The organism is Variovorax sp. 10N412, from assembly GCF_056394985.1.
The window spans coordinates 981,689-1,002,346 of record NZ_JBFTIO010000001.1; the positions used below are offsets into that span (position 1 = coordinate 981,689).

The 20,658-nt window shown below is 69.6% G+C and carries 18 protein-coding genes; 17 read left to right on the forward strand and 1 reads right to left on the reverse strand.

All coding sequences use genetic code 11. The annotated features are described in order from the left end of the window. The first annotated feature begins 143 nt into the window (after nucleotides 1–143). The 5 genes from AC1DJH_RS04865 to AC1DJH_RS04885 are packed head-to-tail and all read left to right on the forward strand — an operon-like array spanning nucleotide 144 to nucleotide 5,200. Entirely contained in the window at nucleotides 144–2,402 is a 2,259-nt protein-coding gene (locus AC1DJH_RS04865) for a type VI secretion system Vgr family protein (protein ID WP_478184886.1), read from the forward strand. After that, nucleotides 2,402–3,523 (forward strand): DUF2169 family type VI secretion system accessory protein, encoded by a 1,122-nt coding sequence (locus AC1DJH_RS04870; protein WP_478184887.1) that lies wholly within the window; start codon nucleotides 2,402–2,404, stop codon nucleotides 3,521–3,523. Before AC1DJH_RS04865 ends, AC1DJH_RS04870 begins: the two co-directional genes overlap by 1 nt. A gap of 2 nt (nucleotides 3,524–3,525) precedes the next feature. Further along, on the forward strand, nucleotides 3,526–3,867 hold the full coding sequence (locus AC1DJH_RS04875; protein ID WP_478184995.1) for a PAAR-like domain-containing protein: 342 nt from the start codon (nucleotides 3,526–3,528) through the stop codon (nucleotides 3,865–3,867). Next, nucleotides 3,867–4,943, forward strand: a complete 1,077-nt coding sequence (locus AC1DJH_RS04880) for a hypothetical protein (RefSeq protein WP_478184888.1) — start codon at nucleotides 3,867–3,869, stop codon at nucleotides 4,941–4,943. Before AC1DJH_RS04875 ends, AC1DJH_RS04880 begins: the two co-directional genes overlap by 1 nt. After that, nucleotides 4,940–5,200 carry a hypothetical protein gene (locus AC1DJH_RS04885; protein ID WP_472116462.1) on the forward strand — a complete coding sequence of 87 codons (261 nt, stop codon included), beginning with the start codon at nucleotides 4,940–4,942 and terminating at the stop codon, nucleotides 5,198–5,200. Before AC1DJH_RS04880 ends, AC1DJH_RS04885 begins: the two co-directional genes overlap by 4 nt. Before the next feature lie 9 nt (nucleotides 5,201–5,209). Here the strand turns inward: AC1DJH_RS04885 and opgC are convergent, their stop codons facing one another. Beyond that, nucleotides 5,210–6,352 (reverse strand): OpgC domain-containing protein, encoded by a 1,143-nt coding sequence (gene opgC, locus AC1DJH_RS04890; protein ID WP_478184889.1) that lies wholly within the window; start codon nucleotides 6,350–6,352, stop codon nucleotides 5,210–5,212. Nucleotides 6,353–6,524: 172 nt separating this feature from the next. Here opgC and AC1DJH_RS04895 point away from each other — a divergent pair, with 172 nt between their 5' ends. From AC1DJH_RS04895 to AC1DJH_RS04950, 12 genes are all read left to right on the forward strand, one after another. Continuing rightward, a complete protein-coding gene (locus tag AC1DJH_RS04895; RefSeq protein WP_478184890.1) occupies nucleotides 6,525–12,551 on the forward strand; it encodes an alpha-2-macroglobulin family protein in 6,027 nt (2,008 codons plus the stop codon). A gap of 50 nt (nucleotides 12,552–12,601) precedes the next feature. After that, nucleotides 12,602–13,252 (forward strand): hypothetical protein, encoded by a 651-nt coding sequence (locus AC1DJH_RS04900; RefSeq protein WP_478184891.1) that lies wholly within the window; start codon nucleotides 12,602–12,604, stop codon nucleotides 13,250–13,252. Nucleotides 13,253–13,264: 12 nt separating this feature from the next. After that, nucleotides 13,265–13,663: a VOC family protein gene (locus tag AC1DJH_RS04905; RefSeq protein WP_478184892.1), complete on the forward strand. Its 399-nt coding sequence runs from the start codon at nucleotides 13,265–13,267 to the stop codon at nucleotides 13,661–13,663. Continuing rightward, the gene (locus tag AC1DJH_RS04910) at nucleotides 13,660–14,229 is read left to right on the forward strand and encodes a hypothetical protein (RefSeq protein ID WP_478184893.1); all 570 of its coding nucleotides are present in this window, start codon (nucleotides 13,660–13,662) and stop codon (nucleotides 14,227–14,229) included. The genes AC1DJH_RS04905 and AC1DJH_RS04910 overlap by 4 nt, the downstream gene beginning before the upstream one ends. A 2-nt stretch (nucleotides 14,230–14,231) precedes the next feature. Further along, entirely contained in the window at nucleotides 14,232–14,615 is a 384-nt protein-coding gene (locus AC1DJH_RS04915) for a 2OG-Fe(II) oxygenase family protein (RefSeq protein WP_435483008.1), read from the forward strand. Nucleotides 14,616–14,631: 16 nt separating this feature from the next. Continuing rightward, nucleotides 14,632–14,856, forward strand: a complete 225-nt coding sequence (locus AC1DJH_RS04920; protein ID WP_435483007.1) for a hypothetical protein — start codon at nucleotides 14,632–14,634, stop codon at nucleotides 14,854–14,856. An 81-nt stretch (nucleotides 14,857–14,937) separates the two neighbouring features. Beyond that, on the forward strand, nucleotides 14,938–15,306 hold the full coding sequence (locus tag AC1DJH_RS04925; RefSeq protein WP_435435205.1) for a SnoaL-like domain-containing protein: 369 nt from the start codon (nucleotides 14,938–14,940) through the stop codon (nucleotides 15,304–15,306). A 104-nt stretch (nucleotides 15,307–15,410) separates the two neighbouring features. After that, the gene (locus tag AC1DJH_RS04930) at nucleotides 15,411–16,328 is read left to right on the forward strand and encodes a LysR family transcriptional regulator (protein ID WP_478184894.1); all 918 of its coding nucleotides are present in this window, start codon (nucleotides 15,411–15,413) and stop codon (nucleotides 16,326–16,328) included. Between the two features lie 144 nt (nucleotides 16,329–16,472). After that, the gene (locus AC1DJH_RS04935) at nucleotides 16,473–17,186 is read left to right on the forward strand and encodes a hypothetical protein (RefSeq protein WP_478184895.1); all 714 of its coding nucleotides are present in this window, start codon (nucleotides 16,473–16,475) and stop codon (nucleotides 17,184–17,186) included. 62 nt (nucleotides 17,187–17,248) lie between these two features. Continuing rightward, nucleotides 17,249–18,574 (forward strand): MFS transporter, encoded by a 1,326-nt coding sequence (locus AC1DJH_RS04940; RefSeq protein ID WP_472116437.1) that lies wholly within the window; start codon nucleotides 17,249–17,251, stop codon nucleotides 18,572–18,574. Nucleotides 18,575–18,581: 7 nt separating this feature from the next. Further along, nucleotides 18,582–19,298 (forward strand): DUF2848 domain-containing protein, encoded by a 717-nt coding sequence (locus AC1DJH_RS04945; protein ID WP_478184996.1) that lies wholly within the window; start codon nucleotides 18,582–18,584, stop codon nucleotides 19,296–19,298. Next, a complete protein-coding gene (locus AC1DJH_RS04950) occupies nucleotides 19,298–20,644 on the forward strand; it encodes an amidase (protein WP_478184896.1) in 1,347 nt (448 codons plus the stop codon). Before AC1DJH_RS04945 ends, AC1DJH_RS04950 begins: the two co-directional genes overlap by 1 nt. Nucleotides 20,645–20,658: the final 14 nt, after the last annotated feature.

A 20,658-nucleotide genomic window follows, 5' to 3' on the forward strand; every position in this document is an offset into this window, starting at 1 on the left:
TTTAATCGCATCACAGCGGTGCAGAACAACCGCGACTCAGAAAAAGCACCGGCAATGTCCGGCTGCCCAAACGATTCGGGGAGAGTTCTCACATGCAAGGTCCCGTGCGGCCCGTCCGCGTCCTCCGCGCTTCCTCGCCTGCCATGCCCATGATGGGCGACAGGCCCGCCCTCGAACCGGTGGGCGTGGACGGTGACGAAGGGCTCAGTCGTCTCTTCGCCTACACCGTCACCTTCGCCACGCCCGAGCAGCCGGGCTTCAACGACCGGCAGGCGGCCAACGTGCCCGTCAAGCAGCTCGTGGGCGAACCGCTCACCCTGCACATCGTGCTCGACGGACGGCCCGGCGCGAGCGGCGGCGAGCGCCATATCTCCGGCCTGGTGACGCGCGTGCGCTTCTTGCGGCTGGAGAACCGCCGCGCGCTCTACGAGGTGGTGATGGAGCCCTGGCTCACGCTGGCCACGCGCAGCAGCGACCACCGCATCTTCCAGAACAAGACCGTGCTGGACATCGTGCGCGAGGTGCTGGGCGACTACGAATTTCCGCTCGAGGTGCGTGCGACGGGCACCTATCCAGCGCGCGACTTCCAGGTGCAGTACGGCGAGACCGACCACGACTTCGTGCTGCGCCTGATGCACGAGTGGGGCCTGTACTTTTTCTTCGCGCACACCGAGGACAACCACACGCTGGTGGTGGTCGACGAGATGGCGGCGCATGCGCCCTTCGAGAACGCCGGCTACCGCACCGTGCCGTTCCACGCCGCCGAGGACACGGTGCGCGAGGAGCACTGCGACCGCTTCAATGCCTGCGAGTCGCTGCAGAGCGGGCGCTGGGTGACCGACGACTTCGACTTCGAGCGCCCGCGCGCCCGGCTGCAGCAGGTGAGCGCCATGCCGCGCAAGACCGCGCAGAACGAGCTCGAGCGCTACCGCTGGCCCGGCGACTACGCCGTCGAGTCGGAAGGCGAACAACTGGTGCGCCGGCGCATGGAAGAGGACGGCAGCCGCGGCGAGCGTGCGAGCGGCTCGGGCAACCTGCGCGCCGTGGTGCCGGGCTGCCTGCTGACGCTGGAGCGCCACCCGCAGAGCGAGGCCAACCGCGAGTACCTGGTCACCGACGCCAGGCTGCACCTGCAGGAGCCCGGCGAGGCCTCGGGCCAGGAAAGCTTCGAATGCCGCGTCGACTTCGAGGCCATCGCCTCGGGCAAGGTGTTCCGCGCCGCGCCGCCTGCGGTGCCGCGCCCGCGCACCACGGGGCCGCAGACCGCCATCGTCACCGGGCCCGCCGGCCGCGAGATCTGGACCGACAAGTACGGCCGCGTGAAACTGAGCTTTCACTGGAACCGCTACTGCAGCAAGGACGAGAACAGCTCGTGCTGGGTACGGGTGTCCTCGCCCTGGGCCGGTAGCAATTTCGGCGGCATGCACGTGCCGCGCGTCGGCCAGGAGGTGATCGTCGACTTCGAGAACGGCGACCCCGACCGCCCGATCGTGACGGGCCGTGTCTACAACGCGGACAACATGCCGCCCTGGAAGCTGCCGGACAACGCCACGCAGAGCGGCTTTCTCACGCGCAGCTCGGAGGACGGCAGCGAGGCCAACGCCAACGCCCTGCGCTTCGAGGACATGAAGGGCGCCGAGCAGGTGTGGCTGCACGCCGAGCGCAACCAGGACATCGAGGTGGAGCACGACGAGACCCACTCGGTGGGCCGCGACCGCAGCAAGAAGGTCGGGCGCAACCAGCTGGGCACCGTCGGCATGGCCTACATGCACAACGTGGGCCTGGCGAAGATGGTGAACATCGGCCTGGCCTATTCGTTCAACGTCGGCATGCTGCGCAATTCGGTGGTCGGCATGGTCGACAACACCCTGGTCGGCAAGACCCAGACCACCAAGGTCGGCGAGAAGTACCTGCTTTCGGTGGGCGGCAGCGGCGACAAGGGCGGCAGCCACATCGAGATGGACGGCGAGACGATCTCGCTGCGCGTGGGCGCATCGGTCGTGCAGCTCAAGGCCGACGGCTCCATCGCGGTGACCGGCAAGAAGATCAACATCACCGCCCAGGGCGGTGACGTGACGGTCAACGGCGAGAACATCTGGCTCAACCCGGTGGGCGGGCAGGCCGCGCTGCAGCCCTCGGCGGTGCCCACCGGGCCGCCGCCGGAGCCGCCCGGCAGCCCGATGGCCAGCCTGGGCGCTCTGATGGGCGGCAACCCGGGCGAGTTGCTCGGCAAGGTGACGCAGTTGGCGTCCATCGCCAAGCAGGTCGCCGCGGGCGGCGGCGGCGCGGAGGCCGGCGGCGCGGCGGGCCAGGCGGCGCAATTGCTGGGCGTCGCCTCGGCGGCGGTGGCGGCGGGCGTGGCGGGCAAGGTGGCCGGCAGCAGCGACGCAAAGGCGCTCTGATGGCCGCGCCGTCGATCCCGCCGCCCCGGCTGCAGCGCGTGCGCAACCAGACGCCGTTGCCGCACTTCCAGTTCGACAAGATGGGCAAGGGCCAGCGCTTTCACGACGTGGTGATCGCCTGCGGCAGCTTCGTGCTCGCGCCCGGCGTGCTGCAACTCGCCGCCGTGCAGCGCGGGCCGGTGTTCGCCGATGTGCCGTGGGCGCCGGAGCGCGCGGCGCTGTCGAGCTTGCGCGAGGCCACTGACGTGCTGCTCGCCAAGCCCGGCGCCGATGTCTATGTGACCGGCGCGGCGCGCGCGCTCGACTGGACGCCCCGGCCCGCCTGGGAGGCGAGCCTGCGGGTGGACCGGCAGGGCGAGGCGCTCGTCGACAAGACGCTGCGCCTGACCGGGCCGCGCCACTGGCTCTGGCACGACGACCCGGCCGGGCGGCGCCTGGGCGACCCCGCACCCGCCGCCGAGGTACCGCTGCGCTACGAGCTCGCGCACGGCGGCTGGTGGTTCGACGAAGGCGATGCCGACAATGCCGCGCCGCGCGTGCATGCGCCCAACCCGTCGGGCACCGGCCGCTTCGGCTCGGCCTGCCGCAACACCCACCCGCAGGCGCGCTACGACAGTGGCCGGCCCGCGCCCGGTCCGCAGATCGAATACCCCGCCACCCCCATCGCCCAGGGCAACCAGGACGGCGTCGAGGTCGCGGGCTTCGGCCCGATCGCGCGGCACTGGCAGCCGCGCGCCGCGCTGGCCGGCACCTACGACGACGCCTGGCGGCAGCGCTTCGCGCAGGCGCCCTTCATGGACTACGCAGAAGATTTCGACGAGCGCTTCTTTCACTACGCGCCCGCCGACCAGGTCGTCGCGCAGGGCCTGGCGGGCGACGAGGGGGTGCGCATGGCCGGCTTCTTCGCCTCGGCGCCGGCGGTGGACATGCAGTTGCCCGGTGTGCGCATCGATGCCGTCTGCCGCACCGCGCAGGGTGTGGAAACCACCGAGGCGATGCGGCTGGACACGGTCCACGTCGACCTCGACCGCATGCTGGTGCACCTGACCTGGCGGCTCACGCTGGACCAGGCGCGCGACATCACCGGCGCCGACCTGTTCACCCAGGGAGCATTCGCTTGAGCATGGAAAAACACATCGCCGATGCCGAGGCGCGGTTCATGGTGGTCAACGTGACGCCCGACTTCTGCATCGTCGGCGACCAGGTCATTCCGTTCGACATCGTCGCCATCCTGCCGCCCGAGAAGGCCGCCTATGCCGACAGCGTGTTCGCCCGCGGCGAGAAGGTGCTCATGATCGACAGCATCGTGCAGGGCGTGACCGGCAACGCGGGCAGCGGCGTGCGCTCGGGCGTGTCGCTGGGCGCGGGCAACGTCCAGGTGGTGAGCGGCGCGCAGACCGTCTTCGTGGAAAGCCGCGCGGTGGCGCGCCACGGCGACCTGTGCGAGATGAACGGGGCCGCCTGATGGACGACCCGCCCTTCAACGGCAACGGCACCGTCGGGCGGCTGGTCACCTTCCAGGTGCCCAAGGGCCCGATGGTGCGACGCCCGCCCGACGCCTGCACCGCGCCCTACGAGCGCGCCAAGGCCGAGTTCGAAGCCAGGCCCTGGTACGTGCGCATGACCAGCGGCACCGACCGGCCGGCCGGTGCGGAGCCGACCGACGCGATGGGCCGCGCCAAGCAGTTCCGCGAGGAATGCCAGAAGTGGCCCGACGAGATTCCCAAGTCGATGATCGACGACAAGCGCCAGCAGCTGACCGACCACCTGACCGGCAAGTCGCCGCTGCCGCCGGAGCAATCGCTGAAACTGCGGCGCGACCTGGACTTCGTGGAGGATGTGTACACCCCCGGCCCGCGCTGGCAGTCGACGCTCTCGCCGCAGGAGCAGGGCTGGCTGGACGAGCGCAACCTGCGCTGGGGCAACACGATGGGCATCGCCTTCCTGGGGCCGATCTACGGCGGACCGGGCGCGCTCACCCGCATGCTGGGCGGCTCCGAGCAGGCGGTGGCCGGCGTGAACGAGCTGGCGGGCAGCCTGGTGGGCGTCGCCCGCACCCGCACTTTCGGCCGGCTGGCGGCCGAGCGCCGGGCGGCGTCGGGCGAAGCCATCACCAACTCGCGCGAAACGAACCGCGGAGCGCCGCTGGAGCCGCGAAGCCCCGCGCCAGTGGCGCGCGGCGGCACGGTGATACAGCGCAAATACGCACCGCTCGACTGGGACGCGGTGGTGCCCAAGAGGGGGCCGTACAAGGGCGAGAAGCGCGAGGACCATGTGCGCCGGCACAATCAGGACGTGCCCGGCAAGGAGGATCACGGCGTCTTCTACAAGGACGGCGTGGCCACCACCAACCGCGCCTGGGAGCGGGCGCAGGACCTCGGAATTTCGCCCGACGCCAACGGTACGCTCAGGGTGCCGATGAACGAGATCGTGGGACGCGCAGGCGGCAGCGCCGCGGCCACCGGCGAACTGTTCTACGGGGTCGAGATGAGACTCGTGCCCGGCACCAACCAGATCATCACTTCCTACCCCGTCAAATGAGAAAACTCTATTGGTCCAGCACCTGCGCGAACTGCCGCCAGGGCCGCCTCGTGTTCCAGAACGACACCACCAACGAGCGCGTGTACGTGCATTGCGAGGAATGCGAATGGGGCTGGCTGCACCCCGAAGGCCTGGGCGACGTGGCCCAGGGCTTCCTCACGCTGTTGAGCGACTTCGAGACCACCGATGCGACGCTGGAAGACATCCAGCGCAGCGAGTGGCGCGACCACATCGCGGGGTCGTTCGAGGAAGCGTAGAACCCCGGATCACGCGGCCGCCGGCTGCGACGGCATGTCGTCCGCCGGCGGCGGAAGGTCGGCGCCGCGCGTGAAGCGCGCCACGCCGTACATCCCCGCGAACACCGCCGCCAGCAGCAGGCCGTCGCCCCACCAGGGCCGCGCGGTCTGGCTGTCGCCGTAGAAGGCCAGCACCAGCAGCACCGCCACCAGGTGCGCGCAGAACACCGGCAGCGAGGCCGAGCCCATTGCCTCCAGCCAGTGCATGCGCGGCAGGCGGCGCATCAGCCAGGGCCCGAAGCGCACCGCCAGGATGCCCAGCGCCAGCAGGTTCACCAGCCGCAGCGGGCCCAGCTGCCACTTGTCGAACAGCAGGTTCAGTTCGACGTCGCCGCCGAACGGCGCCTGCCCGTTGATGCCGTGATGCCGCCAGTACAGCCCGTACAACGCAACGCCGGCGGCCAGCGCCAGCAGCCACCACGGAAAGCGCAGCGGCTTCGCCTCGGGGCCGTTGCGGGTGGCGCCGATGCAAAGCCCCGCGAACCACAGGAACTGCCAGGCGTAGGTGTTGAACGCGCCCATCTCGTGGAACGGCACCGGCACGCCCAGGTAGTGCACGGCCAGCCCGTAGACCCATTCGCTCAGGCCGAACTGCGCCGCCGCCCACACGGTGGCGCTCACCACCATCACCCAGTTCCAGCCATGGCGCATGGCGAAGGCCAGCACCCAGGGGCTCAGGAGCATGAAAAAGATGTACATCGGCAGGATGTCGAGCAGGGCCGGCTCGTAGATCAGCAGCAGCCCGTACAGGAAGCCGTCGCGCGGCTCGGCCAGGTAGTAGGACACCAGGTTCTTCACCGCCGGCTGGTCGATGTGCAGGCCCACCGCGGCAATCACCGTGAACAGGAACAGCAGGATCGCCGCCTGGCAGAGATAGACCTTCACCACGCGCCGCCAGAAGGCCTTGCGCATCGAGTCCACCCCGCGCGCAAATCCGATGCGGCTGTAGACCAGCCCGGCCACGAAGGCCGACAGCAGCACGAAGCCCTCGGCGGCCGACACGAAGCCGAAGGGCTGGCCCAGCGGGTCGGTCAGCCGCGTGGGCAGGTGGGTGACGGTCATCAGCACGAGCATCAGCCCGCGCAAGGCGTCTATTTCCCAGTAGCGTTTCATCGGTCGGCGGCGAGGTCCTGGTGGCGGTCCGCGCGGCGCACGCAAGACAGCGCCCGATTGTAAGAAGAGTGGCGTATGCCCAGCCCGCGATCGGTCGACATATGACCCTTGGCACTGCCGAACTGACGTGCAAATCGGCTACGCTGCGCGCTGCCCCAAGGAGGAGTTCCCCGTGACCCGTTTCGTTCCCACATGGCTCTTTGCCGCCGGCGTGCTGCTGGCCGGCCCGAGCTTTGCCCTTCAGATCACCAGCCTGAGCCCGCAGGGCGAGGTGGCGCGCGTGCGGCAGATCGTCGCCAAGTTCGACCAGGCAGCCGTCAATTTCGGCGACCCCAAGGCGCCCGCGCCGCTCTCGGTGAGCTGCTCCGACGCGCAGGCCGGCAAGGGCACCGGCCGCTGGACCGACGCCAAGGCCTGGGTCTACGACTTCGAGAACGACCTGCCCCCGGGCGTGCGCTGCACGGTCACGCGCATTCCCACCTTCAAGCCCAGCGCCGGCGGCGAGCTGACCGGCCCGGAGCGCTACCAGTTCAACACCGGCGGCCCGTTCGTGCGCAGCTACATGCCGGGCAGCTACAGCCGCATCGACGAACAGCAGATGTTCATGCTCGAGCTCAACGGTGCGGCCACGCTGGACAGCGTGCGCCAGAACATCTGGTGCGCCGCCGACGGCGTGGGCGAGCGCATTCCGGTCAAGCTGCTCGACGGCGACCAGCGCGCCGGCCTGCTCAAGGCCTTCGGCCGCGACAAGGCCGCCGAGAAAGACCCGCTGCGCTTCGTCACCCTGCAGTGCAACCGCACGCTCACGCCGGGCGCCAAGGTGCAGGTGGTGTACGGCAAGGGCGTCGCCACGCCTTCGGGGGTGGCCAACAACGTGGAACGCCGCCTCGAGTTCCAGGTGCGCGAGCCCTTCGCGGTGTCGTTCACCTGCGAGCGCGAGAACGCGCAGGCCGCCTGTTTGCCGCTGCGTCCGATGCAGCTGACGTTCAACGCGCCGGTCACGCGCAAGCTGGCTTCGCAAATCGAGCTCAAGGGCGGCGACAAGACCGTCAAGGCCCAGCTCGCCAACGAAGGCGGCACGCAGAGCGACGACGACGTGGTCAACGGCGTGTACTTCGGCCCGCCGCTGGCCGAGAGCACCCAGTTCAGCATCGAGCTGCCCTCCAAGTTCGAGGACGCCTCGGGCCGCCCGCTGGCCTCGCCCGGCAGCTTTCCGCTGAAGGTGGCGACCGGCATGATGCCGCCGCTGGCCAAGTTCGCCGCCTCGCCCTTCGGCGTGGTCGAGCGCCTGGCCGAGCCCGACACCCCGGCCATGATGCCGGTGACGGTGCGCCGCGTGGAGCCACAGCTGATGGTGCAGGCGCTCACGCCCGGCAAGGTGAGCGACATGAACCCGAAGACCGACGCGGAAATCATCGCGTGGTTCCGCAAGGTGCGCCGCTACGACAGCTACAGCATCTCGCGCGAACAGGCGCGCAAGGACGTGAAGGGCCCGCTGCCCCCGGTCATCGACAAGGACGACCGCACCTCGCTGCAGACCCGCATGCTGTCGCTGCTGGCCGGCCAGCCGGGCGTGAAGGCGCTGGACATGCCCAAGTCGGACGGCGGCGACCCGCGTCCCTTCGAAGTCATCGGCATTCCGCTGACCCCCGGCTTCCACGTGCTGGAAATCGCCTCGCAGAAGCTCGGTGAAGCCCTGCTCGACGAGCGCTACAACGCCGGTCGCACGATGTACGTGCGCACCACCGCGCTGGCCACCAACCTGGCCGTGCACTTCAAGCTGGGCCGCGAGAACTCGATGGCCTGGGTCACCACGCTGGACAAGGGCAAGGTCGTGGCCGGCGCCGAAGTGCGCGTGTCCAGCTGCGACGGCAAGGCCGTGGCCACCGGCACCACCGACGCGAACGGCATCGTGATGCTGAACGGCGTTTCGCCGCAGGCGCCGTCATGCAACGGCCCGAACGAGTACGAGCAAGGCGCCTGGTTCGTCAGCGCCCGCGCCAAGGACGACAAGGGCGTGGAAGACCTCGCCTTCACCTGGAGCGACTGGCAGCGCGGCATCGAGCCCTGGCGCTTCAACGTGCCGACCAACCTGCAGCCCGAGCCCGACCGCATCGCGCACACCGTCTTCGACCGCACGCTGCTGCGCGCCGGCGAAACGGTGTCGATGAAGAGCCTGATCCGCACGCAGACCAGCAAGGGCTTCGGCCTGCCGGACCAGCGCCCCGACACGCTCGTCATCACCCACACGGGCAGCGGCCAGCGCTTCACCCAGCCGCTCGCCTGGCGCAAGACCGCCACCGGCGGCCTGAGCGCGGAGAACAGCTTTGCCATTCCGCCGGCCGCCAAGCTCGGCGTGTACGAGGTGATGCTGCGCACCGGCGCCGGCAAGGACGCCGACGGTGACGGGGACAGCGACGGCGAAGACGGCGGCTACAGCCGCAGCTTCAGCACCGGCATGTTCCGCGTCGAGGAATTCCGCCTCCCCGTGCTCGAAGGCCGCATCTCGCCCACCGAGAAGAAGCCGCTGGTCGCCGCGACCAGCGTGCCCACCGACGTGCAGATCAACTATGTGGCCGGCGGCGGTGCGGCCAACCTGCCGGTGCGCGTGTCGGCCATGGTGCGCGGCAAGGCCCTGAGCTTCTCCGACTACGACGCCTTCAGCTTCAACCCGCCGCGCGCCACGCAAGGCGACGGCAGCGAGGCCGCGGCGCCCGCGTCGGACTCGAACACCGGCGAGGAAGACCTCAACAGCGTGAACGACACCCGCGTGATCGCCGACAAGCTGCCCGTCACCCTGAACAAGGACGGCGCCGGCAAGGTCACCGTGGACAAGGTGCCCAAGGTGAAGTCGGCGCGCGAGCTGCTGCTCGAAGCCACCTACGCCGACCCGAACGGCGAGGTGCAGACCATCCGCAGCACGCAGACGCTGTGGCCCGCATCGGTCATTGCCGGCATCAAGACCGAAGGCTGGGTCTCCACCAGCCAGAAGCTGAAGTTCCAGGCGCTCGCGCTCGACCTCACGGGCAAGCCCCAGGCCGGCGTGACGCTCAACGTGCGCGCCGTGGCGCGCATCACCACCACCAGCCGCAAGCGCATGGTGGGCGGCTTCTACACCTACGACAACAAGACCGAGACCAAGGACATCGGCACCGTGTGCAGCGGCAAGAGCGATGCGCGCGGCCTGCTGCTGTGCGAGTCGGAGCTGAAGGAAGCCGGCGAAGTGGAGCTCATCGCCAGCGCCACCGACGGCGAAGGCCGCGAGGCCAAGGCCGTGAGCTCGGTCTACGTGACCAAGCAGGGCGAGCTGTGGTTCGGCGGCGAGGACAACGACCGCATCGACGTGCTGCCCGAGAAGAAGAGCTACCAGCCCGGCGAAGTCGCCAAGTTCCAGGTGCGCAGCCCCTTCCGCTTCGCCACCGCGCTGGTGGCGGTGGAACGCGAAGGCATCATCGAGACGCACGTGGTGCAGCTCGACGGCAAGGACCCGACCGTCACCCTGCAGGTCAAGCCCGAGTGGGGTCCGAACGCCTACATCAGCGTGCTCGCGCTGCGCGGGCGCCTGCGCGAAGTGCCGTGGTACAGCTTCTTCACCTGGGGCTTCAAGTCGCCGCGCGACTGGTGGACGGCCTTCTGGTACGAAGGCAAGGAATACGTGGCGCCCACCGCCATGGTCGACCTGAGCAAGCCGGCCTACCGGCTCGGCATGGCTGAAATTCGCGTCGGCACGCGCGCCCACCAGCTCGACGTGACCGTCACCAGCGACAAGCCCAGCTACCCGATCCGCAGCAAGGCGCAGGTCACCATCACGGCCAAGCTGCCCGACGGCAAGCCGGCCGCCGGCGCCGAAGTGGCACTGGCCGCGGTCGACCAGGCCCTGCTGGAGCTGATGCCCAACGACAGCTGGAACCTGCTCAACGCCATGCTGCAGCGCCGCAGCTGGGGCGTGAGCACCTCCACCGCGCAGATGGAAATCGTCGGCCGGCGCCACTACGGGCGCAAGGCCGTGCCCGCGGGCGGCGGCGGCGGCAAGGGCCAGACGCGCGAACTGCTCGACACCCTGCTGGTGTGGAACCCGAAGGTGGTGCTCGACGCCAACGGCCAGGCCGTGGTGACGGTGCCGCTGAACGACGCGCTCACCACCTTCAAGATCGTGGCCGTGGCCGACTCGGGCACCAGCCTGTTCGGCACCGGGCAGACCAGCATCCAGGCCACGCAAGACCTGCAGATCATCAGCGGCCTGCCCCCGCTGGTGCGCGAGGACGACCAGTTCCGCGCCCAGATCACGCTGCGCAACACCACGCAAAAGCCGATGAAGGTCGAGGCCACGCCGCGCGCCACCCTGCTCACGCTGGAGCCGCAGACCGTGGACATCCCGGCCGGCGAGGCGCGTGAAGTGGCATGGACCGTGACCGCGCCCGCGCAGCTCGCGCAGACGCGCGCCGAAGCCATCCTGTGGGAGATCGAGGCGAAAGACACCCTGGGCGGCGCACGCGATGCGCTCAAGGTGCGCCAGCGCATCGTGCCCTCGGTGCCGCTCACGGTGCAGCAGGCGACGCTGGTGCAGGTCGATGGCCCCTTCACGCTCGACGTGGCCCCGCCCGCCGACGCCCTCCCCGGCCGCGGCGGCCTGAAGCTGTCGCTGCAACCCAAGCTGGCCGAAGGCCTGCCGGGCGTGCGCGACTGGTTCGCCAACTACCCCTTCATCTGCCTCGAACAGAAGACCAGCAAGTCGGTCGGCCTGCGCGACGCGAAGATGTGGCAGGGCGTGCTGGCGACGCTGCCCACCTACCTGGACAGCGACGGCCTGGCCAACTACTTCCCGCCGCGCGACGGCGAGGCCAACCGCGGCAGCGACATCCTGACCTCGTACCTGCTCGCGGCCACTAGCGAAGCCAGCGCGCTCGACCCGGCCTTCGCGCTCGCCGATGACGTGCGCGCGCCGATGGAGTCGGGCCTGATCGCCTTCGTCGAAGGCCGCATCACGCGCGAGTTCTGGAGCCCGCGCAAGGACCTGGACGTGCGCAAGCTCGCAGCGCTCGAAGCGCTCTCGCGCTACGGCAAGGCCAAGGGAAGCATGCTCGGCAGCATCACCATCGCGCCGAACCAGTGGCCCACCAGCGCGGTGATCGACTGGCTCAACATCCTCAAGCGCGTGAACGACGTGCCGCAGCGCCAGCAGCGCCTGGACGAGGCCAACAACGTGCTGAAGGCGCGCCTGTCGTACCAGGGCACCAAGCTGATCTTCAGCACCGAGCAGGACGACTACTGGTGGTGGCTGATGACCAACGGCGACGTCAACACCGCGCGCCTGCTGCTCAGCGTGATGGACGACCCGGCCTGGAAGGACGACATCGGCAAGCTGGCCAACGGCTTCATCGGCCGCCAGCAGAACGGCGCCTGGCACACCACCACCGCCAACCTGTGGGGCGGGCTGGCGCTGGAGAAGTTCAGCAAGGTGTTCGAGAGCACGCCGGTGGCTGGCATCACGGCCGCCACGCTCGGCGCGGTGAAGGCGCAGGTCGACTGGAGCCGCGTCGAACGCGTGAAGACCAGCGACGCGGCCGGCGCACCCAACCAGACCACCTTCTTCGGCGCGCCCGCCTCGCCGGGCAACCTGAAGAACAACTCCATGTTCCTGCCGTGGGCGGCGTCCCCTTCGGGCGCCCCGGTGCGCGACACGCTGCTGGTGACGCAGCAAGGCACCGGCAAGCCGTGGCTCACGCTGCAGTCCATTGCCGCCGTGCAACTGAAGGCGCCGTTCGCGGCCGGCTACGCGCTCAAGAAGACCATCACCCCGGTCGAGCAGGCCACCGCGGGCAAGTACACCCGAGGCGACGTTCTGCGCGTGAGCATCGAGGTGAACGCCAGCGCCGACATGACCTGGGTCGTCATCAGCGACCCGATTCCGGGCGGCGCCACCATCCTGGGCGGCGGCCTGGGCCGCGACTCGCAGATCGCCACGCAGGGCGAGAAGAAGTCGGGCGCGGGCATGCCGGCTTTCGAGGAGCGCAGCTTCGAGGCCTTCCGCAGCTACTACGAGTACCTGCCCAAGGGCGTGGTGAAGATGGAATACACCGTGCGCCTGAACAACGTCGGCGACTTCGCGCTGCCGCCGAGCCGCGTCGAGGCGATGTACGCGCCGGAGATGTTCGGCGAGACGCCCAATGCGCGGGTGAAGGTGGAGGCGGCGAAGTAAGCCGCACGCCACTTACGACACGACACCCCACGAAAAAAGAAAGAACCCATATGGGACTGGCCATCAGCGTCGGCACGCTTGCCGATTTTCTGCAAAACGACCCCGAAGGCGCCGAGTGGTTCGAGGGCGACTTCGAGATCGTGAACGCCGTGCTGGCGGCGGCAGGCCTGCCGCCGCACGTCGAGCCGCGCGAGCTGCCGCCGCTGGACTCGCGGGCCTCGCTGGACGGGTTTCCGTATTCGTTCATCCACTACCTGCGCCGCGCCTATGCGCATTGCGTGGTGTCGCCCGGCTGGACGGCGACGCCGGTGGAAGAAGATGCCGACCCGTCGGAAGACCCGGCCGTGCAGGAAGCGCTCGACATCGCGGAAAGCCACCTGATCTGCCACTCGGACGCGGAAGGCTTCTACGTGCCGGTCGACTTCGAGGAAGTGTTGTTCTCCGAATCCGAGTCGGAAGACGAGGCGCTGACCGGCGGCATGCTCGGCTCGTCGTACCGGTTGCGCGACGAGCTCGTGCAGGTCGCGCCCGCGCTCGGCATCGCGCTGACCGACGGGCAACTGTCGGACGCGGAAGCGGCGCGCATCGCCGCGCTGGGCGAAGGCGACGAAGGGTTGTTCCGCGAGTACGCGGCGTGGCTGCTGCTCTACGAATCGGCTCGGCTGAGCATTGCGCACAAGACGGCCATCGTCTTTTCCTGAGCGCCCCGCCCCATGACGACCCGCCGGCTGGCCACCGTCACCCTGCTCGTGCGCGACTACGACGAAGCCATCCGCTTCTTCACCGAGGCGCTGCGCTTCGAGCTTGTCGAAGACACGCCACGCGGACCGGGCAAGCGCTGGGTGGTGGTCGCACCCACGCACGGCGCAGGCGCCGCGCTGCTGCTGGCCAAGGCCGTGACCGACGAGCAGGCGGCCGGTATCGGCAAGCAGGCCGGTGGCCGGGTCTTCCTGTTTCTCCACACCTCGGACTTCACCGGCGACCATGCCCACATGACGTCGCATGGCGTGCGCTTTCTCGAAGCGCCGCGCCATGAGCCGCACGGCACGGTGGCCGTCTTCCAGGACCTCTGCGGCAACAAGTGGGACCTGATCCAGCCGAGCGACGCATGACCCGCAACCGCATCTTCTTCCCGGGCAACCCCTGGCCCGAAGGCCACGCGGTCGACGAGTTCCAGTGGAAGGCCAGCGTGCGCGACGGCCAGGTGTGGTTCGACCTGCATCTGCAAACCGCGGCCTGCGACGCGGAGCGCGAGATCGAAGAGGCCGGCGGGGAAGAAGACGAAGAAGACGACGACGAAGATTTCGCTTCGGACTGGGAGGCCCCCGGCGTGTGGACCAACTACCACCGCTGCACGATCTCCTCGACGAAGTGGCCCGGGTACCGCGGCTTCGCGGTCGGGCCCGTGGCCGGCTACAGCCTCGAAAGCCTCGACGGTTTCGAAGCCACCGTGGACGACCCGCCGCCCGCGGACCAGAGCGCCAACGCCTTGAACATCTACCTCTTCAGCCATGGCGCGGTGGCACGCCACCGCATCCGGTTCGAACGCATCGCGGGCACCGCATGCTTCGACATCACCTGGACCGGGCGCATCGCGCTGAGCTTCGGCGGCGACCCCGACTACGACCGCGAGTTCACCGCCACGCTCTTCGGCATCGAGGCGCCCGCCCCGGCCTGACGATGCGCTGGTTCGCGTCATTGCACAGCTACTTCGCGCAGGCCTTCCGCTGGCAGCGCGGCCGCCAGGGCACGGGCTACGACAAGATGCTGCTGGCCACCGCGCGCTGGCCGCTGCCCTTCGACAGCTACCTGCTGCGCTACCCCGAAGGCTCGGAGATTCCGCCGCACACCGATCCGGTGCAGGCCGGGCGGCACTACCGGCTCAACATCGTGCTGAAGTCGCCGCGCGCGGGTGGCGAGTTCGTGTGCGCCGACCCGATCTTCGAGACGCGGCGCATCAAGCTCTTCAGGCCCGATGCCTGCGAGCACAGCGTGACGCGGGTGGTGGGCGGCAGCCGCTATGTGTTCTCGCTGGGCTGGGTGCGCCCGGCACGGTCCCGTTGATCCCGAGGATCCCTCGATGGCCTACCTGCTGCCCCTGCTTTTCTTGCTTCCCCTGGCTGCCGTCGTGCTCTTCGGCGGCTATCTGCTGCGTGCGATCCTGCCTCGACAACATGCGCTGCAATCACGGCTCACCGACGAAGCCATCGCTGACTACGTCGGCCTCGCCATGAAGAACGTGAAGGGCATCCTCGGCGTCCTCTTGGTCATCTACTTTCTGGTGGTCGGCTTTCTCTACGGCTGACCGCGCTGCAGGCAGTGTCGAACGCCCTCCGGCGCACGCATCGGCCTAAACTGCCCCTCCCCTCTTCTTCAGGAGAAAGCCATGACCACGATGGAAATCGCGAACCAGCTCGTCGCGCTGTGCCGGCAAGGAAAGTTCGAGGACGCCAGGGCGCTCTACGCCGACGACGCCGTGAGCGTCGAGGCGGGCGCGCCGCCCGGCGGCCAGCGCGAGGCCGTGGGCCTGGCGGCCATCGAGGCCAAGGGCAAGTGGTGGACCGACAACCACGAGGTGCACTCGGCCAAGATCACCGGCCCGTGGCCGCACGACGACCGCTTCATCGTCGGCTTCGAATTCGACGTGACCATGAAGCCCACGGGCCAACGCTTCACGATGGAAGAAGCGGGCCTGTACACGGTGAAGGACGGGGCCATCGTGCGCGAAGAGTTCTTCTATTCGATGGGCGGCTGAGACCGGCGCGCGCGGCGTCGGTTGCGGCAACCGCGGGTGCCGGCCCACCCGCCACGGCAAACTCCCGGGCACGAACCCCGGCAAAATGCCCCGCAGGTGCCCTCATGAACACAAGATTTGTCGAAGCCTTTCTCTGGGCCGCCAGGCTGGGCAGCTTCCGCGCGGCCAGCGACCGGCTGCACATCACGCAGGCGGCGGTGTCCAACCGCGTCGCCTCGCTCGAAGAAGACATCGGCGCGCGCCTGTTCGAACGCGACGCGCGCGAGCTGCGGCTCACGCCGGTGGGCGTGCGGCTCATGGACTACGGCGAACGCCTGCTCGAGCTGCGCCGCGAGATCGTCTCGCTCGGCCGACCGCGCGAAGACCTGCTGGGCCTGGTGCGCATCGGCGCCATCGAGACCGTCGTGCACACCTGGCTGCTCGGCTTTCTGACCAACCTGCGCTCCACCTACCCCGGCATCGAGGTGCAGCTGACCTCCGAGACCACGCTGGCCCTGCACCGCGGCCTGCGCGAAGGGGCGCTCGACATCGCGCTGCAGACCGACCACATCGCCGGCGCGGGCATCGTGAGCACGCCGTGCCTGCCGATGCCCATGGGCTGGGTCGGGCCGCAGGGCGCCGAGGCGACGCAGACGGTCGACCAGCTGCTGCGCCAGCCCGTGCTGACCATGAGCCCCGGCTCGCAGCCGCACGAGGCGCTGAAGAACCTGTACCGCGCGGTGGGCATTCCGCTGGGCAAGGTGCACTGCGTGAGCTCCATCTCCGCGCTCGCGCGGCTGGTGAAGGCGGGCTTCGGCAACGCGCTGGTGCCGCTGCCGCCGGTGTACGAGTACGTGGCCAGCGGCGACGTGCGCATCATCGAATGCGATGCGCTCATCTCGCCGCAGCGGCTGGTGGTGAGCCACCTGGAGGCGGCCGACTCCGACGCCATCCGCCTCGTGGCCGAGCTGGCCTGCCGGGCATCGGACCAATTCACGGCCTCCGCAGTCGCACCAACCTGGAGCGGCACCTCAGAGGGTTAACCCTCGAAATCGTGCATTTCTGCCCCACGAAGGGGCCAGTAATTCTTGTGCCTGTCGCCCACAAAAACTCGTTTGTGACAGCGGCACCCTGCGACGGAAGATCGCGCCTTCAATTTTCGAAGGCCCGCCCGCTTCTCCGCCGCCATGACCACAACCGTCTCCAACCTCGACGCTTCTTCCCTTCCTGACACGGACAACGACATCGACGCAGCGGCCGTGAACGGCCTGCTGTTCGTCGCCTCCGACGTCGACGCCGCCGACGACGCCGACTTCAACCGCTGGTACGACCGGGAACACGTGGAAGAGCGCGTGCGCATTCCGGGCTTCCTGTCGGGCGCGCGCTACTCGTCGCTGGAGGGCGGGCGCAAGTACCTGGGCCTGTACCGCACCGAGTCGCTGGCGGTGTTCCGCTCGGCCGGCTACCGCGCCGCGTTCGAGAAGCAGACGCCGTGGTCCATCGCCAACCTCGATCGCATGCGCCAGCCGATCCGCCGCGTGTGCGCCGTGCGCGCCGTCACCGGCTTCGGCAGCGGCAGCCATGCGGTCGTGCTGCCGCTGCCCGTGAGCGCCGATGCCGAGGCGCTCGCGGCCCATGCCGCACGCGTGGGCCGGGCGCTGGCCGAGCAGGCAGGCTTCGTGCAGTCGTACCTGCTCGTGCCCGACACCGTGCTGAGCACGCCGCTGCCGCGCGAAGCCACCAAAGGCCGCGTGCTGCAGCCGATGCTGGTGATCGAGGCGAGCAACGCCGCCGCCGCGCGCACCGCGCGTGCCACGGCCGCCACCGCGTTCGACACCGACGCCGCCACCGGCTGGCTGCTCGCACTCGGCTGGAAGCTGGGCGCGGCCGAGCTGCGCTGATTTTTTTCCGCTTTTCCGCCCTTCCGCTTGTCCCTCCGACTTCACCGAACAAAGGTATTCCAATGACCGAACATGTTCTTCCCGCTGCGCCCCCGGCAGCCAAGCCCGGCGCCCCCGGCTCCCCCAAGATGGGCCGCCTGGCCATGGCCAGCTCCATCGGCACCACGCTCGAGTGGTACGACTTCACGGTCTACAACATCATGGCCGCGCTGGTCTTCAACGCGGTGTTCTTCCCGTCGTTCGACCCGCTGACCGGCACCATCCTGGCCTTCTCGACCTATGCGGTCGGCTACATCTCGCGACCGCTGGGTGGCGTGGTGTTCGGCCACCTGGGCGACCGGCTGGGCCGGCGCTTCGTGCTGGTGGCCACGCTGGTGATCATGGGCATTTCCACCGGCCTGATGGGTCTGCTGCCCACCTATGCGACGTGGGGCATCTGGGCGCCCGTGGCGCTGGTGGCGCTGCGCTTCGTGCAGGGCGTGGCGCTCGGCGGCGAATGGGCCGGCGCGGTGCTGCTGTCGATGGAACACGGCAAGCCCGACGAGCGCGGGCGCAACGCCTCGTTCACGCAGGTCGGCCCGTCGTGCGGCACGCTGATCGGCACCGGCTTCATCGCCATCGTGTCGGCCTGGCTGAGCCCGGAAGAATTCCAGGCCTGGGGCTGGCGCCTGCCGCTGATCTCCAGCGTCGCGCTGGTGCTGTTCGGCCTGTGGCTGCGCCGCGGCGTGGACGAGACGCCCGTGTTCCTCGAGATGGAGCAGAAGAAGGCCACCGCCAAGACGCCCATCAAGGAAGTGTTCACGCAGCACTGGCGCAGCCTGCTGGTGGCCGGCGGCTCGCGCATCGGCTCCGACGTGCTGTACGCGCTGGTCGTGGTGTTCACGCTGACCTACGTGACGACGGTGCTGCACCTGTCGCGTCCGCTGGCGCTCACCGCCACGATGATCGGCGCGGCCTGCAACGCGATTGCGGTGCCGTGGTTCGGCGGGCTGTCCGACCGCATCGGCCGCCGTCCGGTCTACATCGCCGGCGCGCTGCTGGGCATGGTGTGGGCCTTCGTGTTCTTCGTGCTGATGGACAGCGCGCACCCGGTCGCCATCTGCGCGGCGGTGGTGGTCGGCCTGCTGATCCACGCCATGATGTACGGCCCGCAGGCCGCCTTCGTGACCGAGCAGTTCCCCGGCCGCGTGCGCTACGCGGGCGCTTCGCTGGCCTACACGCTGGCCGGCATCCTGGGCGGCGGCTTCGCGCCGCTGATCATCGCGAGCCTGTTCAAGTCGTGGGGCAGCACGCTGGCCGTGTCGCTGTACGTGGTGGCCGCGCTGGGCCTGACGCTGATCGCCCTGGTGGTGGCCCGCGAAACCGCCAAGCGCCCGCTGGAGACCTGAGATGAGCATGCAACGACTGAACTTTGCCTGCGAGCGCCTTGCCGCCGACGGCACGCGCTCCACTGCCCTGCACACCGTGGCGCCCCGCGCGCTGGTGGTGGCGGGCTGGACCGGCCGCGACGTGGCCGCCATCGAGCACCACATCGAGGAACTCGCGGCCATCGGCGTGCCGCGCCCGTCGAGCGTGCCGCTGTACTACCGCGTGGCCGCACAGTTGCTGACGCAGTCGCCCGAGATCGAGGCGCTGGGCGACCAGAGCTCCGGCGAGGCCGAGCCCGTCTTCTTCTTCTCGCAGGGCGAGTGGTGGCTGAGCGTGGGCTCCGACCACACCGACCGCAAGGTCGAGAGCTACTCGGTGGCCGTGTCGAAGCAGATGTGCGCCAAGCCCGTGGCCGACACGGCCTGGCGCTGGGCCGACGTGCAGGCGCACCAGGACACCATCGAGCTGCACTCGCGCATCCTGGAAGACGGCCGCTGGGTCGACTACCAGCGCGGCACGCTCGCATCGATCCGCCCGCTGGCCGCCCTGCGCGACGGCATGCCCGGCATGGGCGCGGAACCCGAGGGCCTGTTCATGACCTGCGGCACCCTGGGCGCACTGCCCAACGCCAGGGGCGAAGGCATTCGCCCCGCCACGCAGATGGAAATCGAGCTGCACGACCCGAAGCTTCGGCGGCGCATCGTGCATCGCTACGCGGTGCAGGCACTGCCGGTGGTGGCGTGATGAACAGCAACGACTTCACCATTGCCGCCCTGCGCGCACGCATCGCGCGCGGCGAGCTGTCGCATGAAGCGCTGATCGACCAGGTGCTCGACGCGGCAGCGCTGCCCGCCGCCGAGCATGTGTTCACGCGGCTCTACGCCGACGGTGCCCGCGCCGCGGCGCGCCATGCCGACGCGGCACGCAAGGCCGGCATCGAACTCGGCGCGCTGGCTGGACTGCCCGTGACGGTGAAAGACCTCTACGACGTGGCCGGCGAGACCACGCTCGCAGGCTCCGCCGTGTGCGTGGGCGAGCCGGCGGCCCTGCATGACGCCGTGGTCGTGGCCCGGCTGCGCACCCAGGGCGCGGCCATCGTCGGCAAGACCAACATGACCGAGTTCGCGTTTTCGGGCGTGGGCATCAACCCGCACTACGGCACGCCGTGCAACCCGGCGGATGCAGGCACGCCGCGCATTCCGGGCGGCTCGTCGTCGGGCGCGGCCGTGTCGGTGGCGCTGGGGCTGGCCGTCGCCGGGCTGGGCTCGGACACGGGCGGCTCCATCCGCATTCCGGCCGCGCTCTGCGGCCTGGTCGGCTTCAAGAGCACGCAGTCGCGCGTGCCGCGCACCGGCGCCTTCGAGCTGGCGCGCTCGCTCGACACCGTCTGCGCCATGGCGCGCTCGGTGGAAGACTGCCTGACAGCGGACGCGGCGATTGCCGATGCACCGCTCGCCGTGCGCCGCCGACCGCTGCAGGGCATGCGGCTGGCGGTGCCGCGCACGCTGATGTTCGACGACATCGAGCCCGCCGTGGCGCAGGCCTTCGACCGCGCGCTGCAGTCGCTTTCCGCAGCCGGCGCGCAGATCGTCGACATCACGCTGGCCGAGCTTGCGGAGATCGCGACCGTCAACGCGCCCGGCGGCTTCTCGCCCGTGGAAGCATCGGCCGTGCACCGCGAGCGTTTCGCAAGCAAGCGCGACGGCTTCGACGCCCGCGTGGCCGCGCGCATCGCGCTGGGCACCGAAGTGCGCGCCGCCGACTACATCGCCATGCAGGACCGCCGCCGCGACTGGACCGGCCGCGTCGCGCGCGCCATCGAAGGCTTCGACGCGCTCGTGTGCCCGACCGTGCCCATCGTGGCGCCGCCCATCGCTGCGCTGGCGCAGGACGCGGCCTTCTTCAAGGCCAACGGCCTGCTGCTGCGCAACACCTTCGCGATCAACCTGTTCGACGGCTGCGCGTTCAGCCTGCCGTGCCATGCGCCGGGCGAACTGCCGGTGGGGCTGATGCTGTCTTCGGTGCGCGGCGACGATGCGCGCCTGGCCGCCGTGGCGCTGGCCGCCGAGCGGGTGGTGCGGCCCGCCTGACGCAAGGAGGGGCC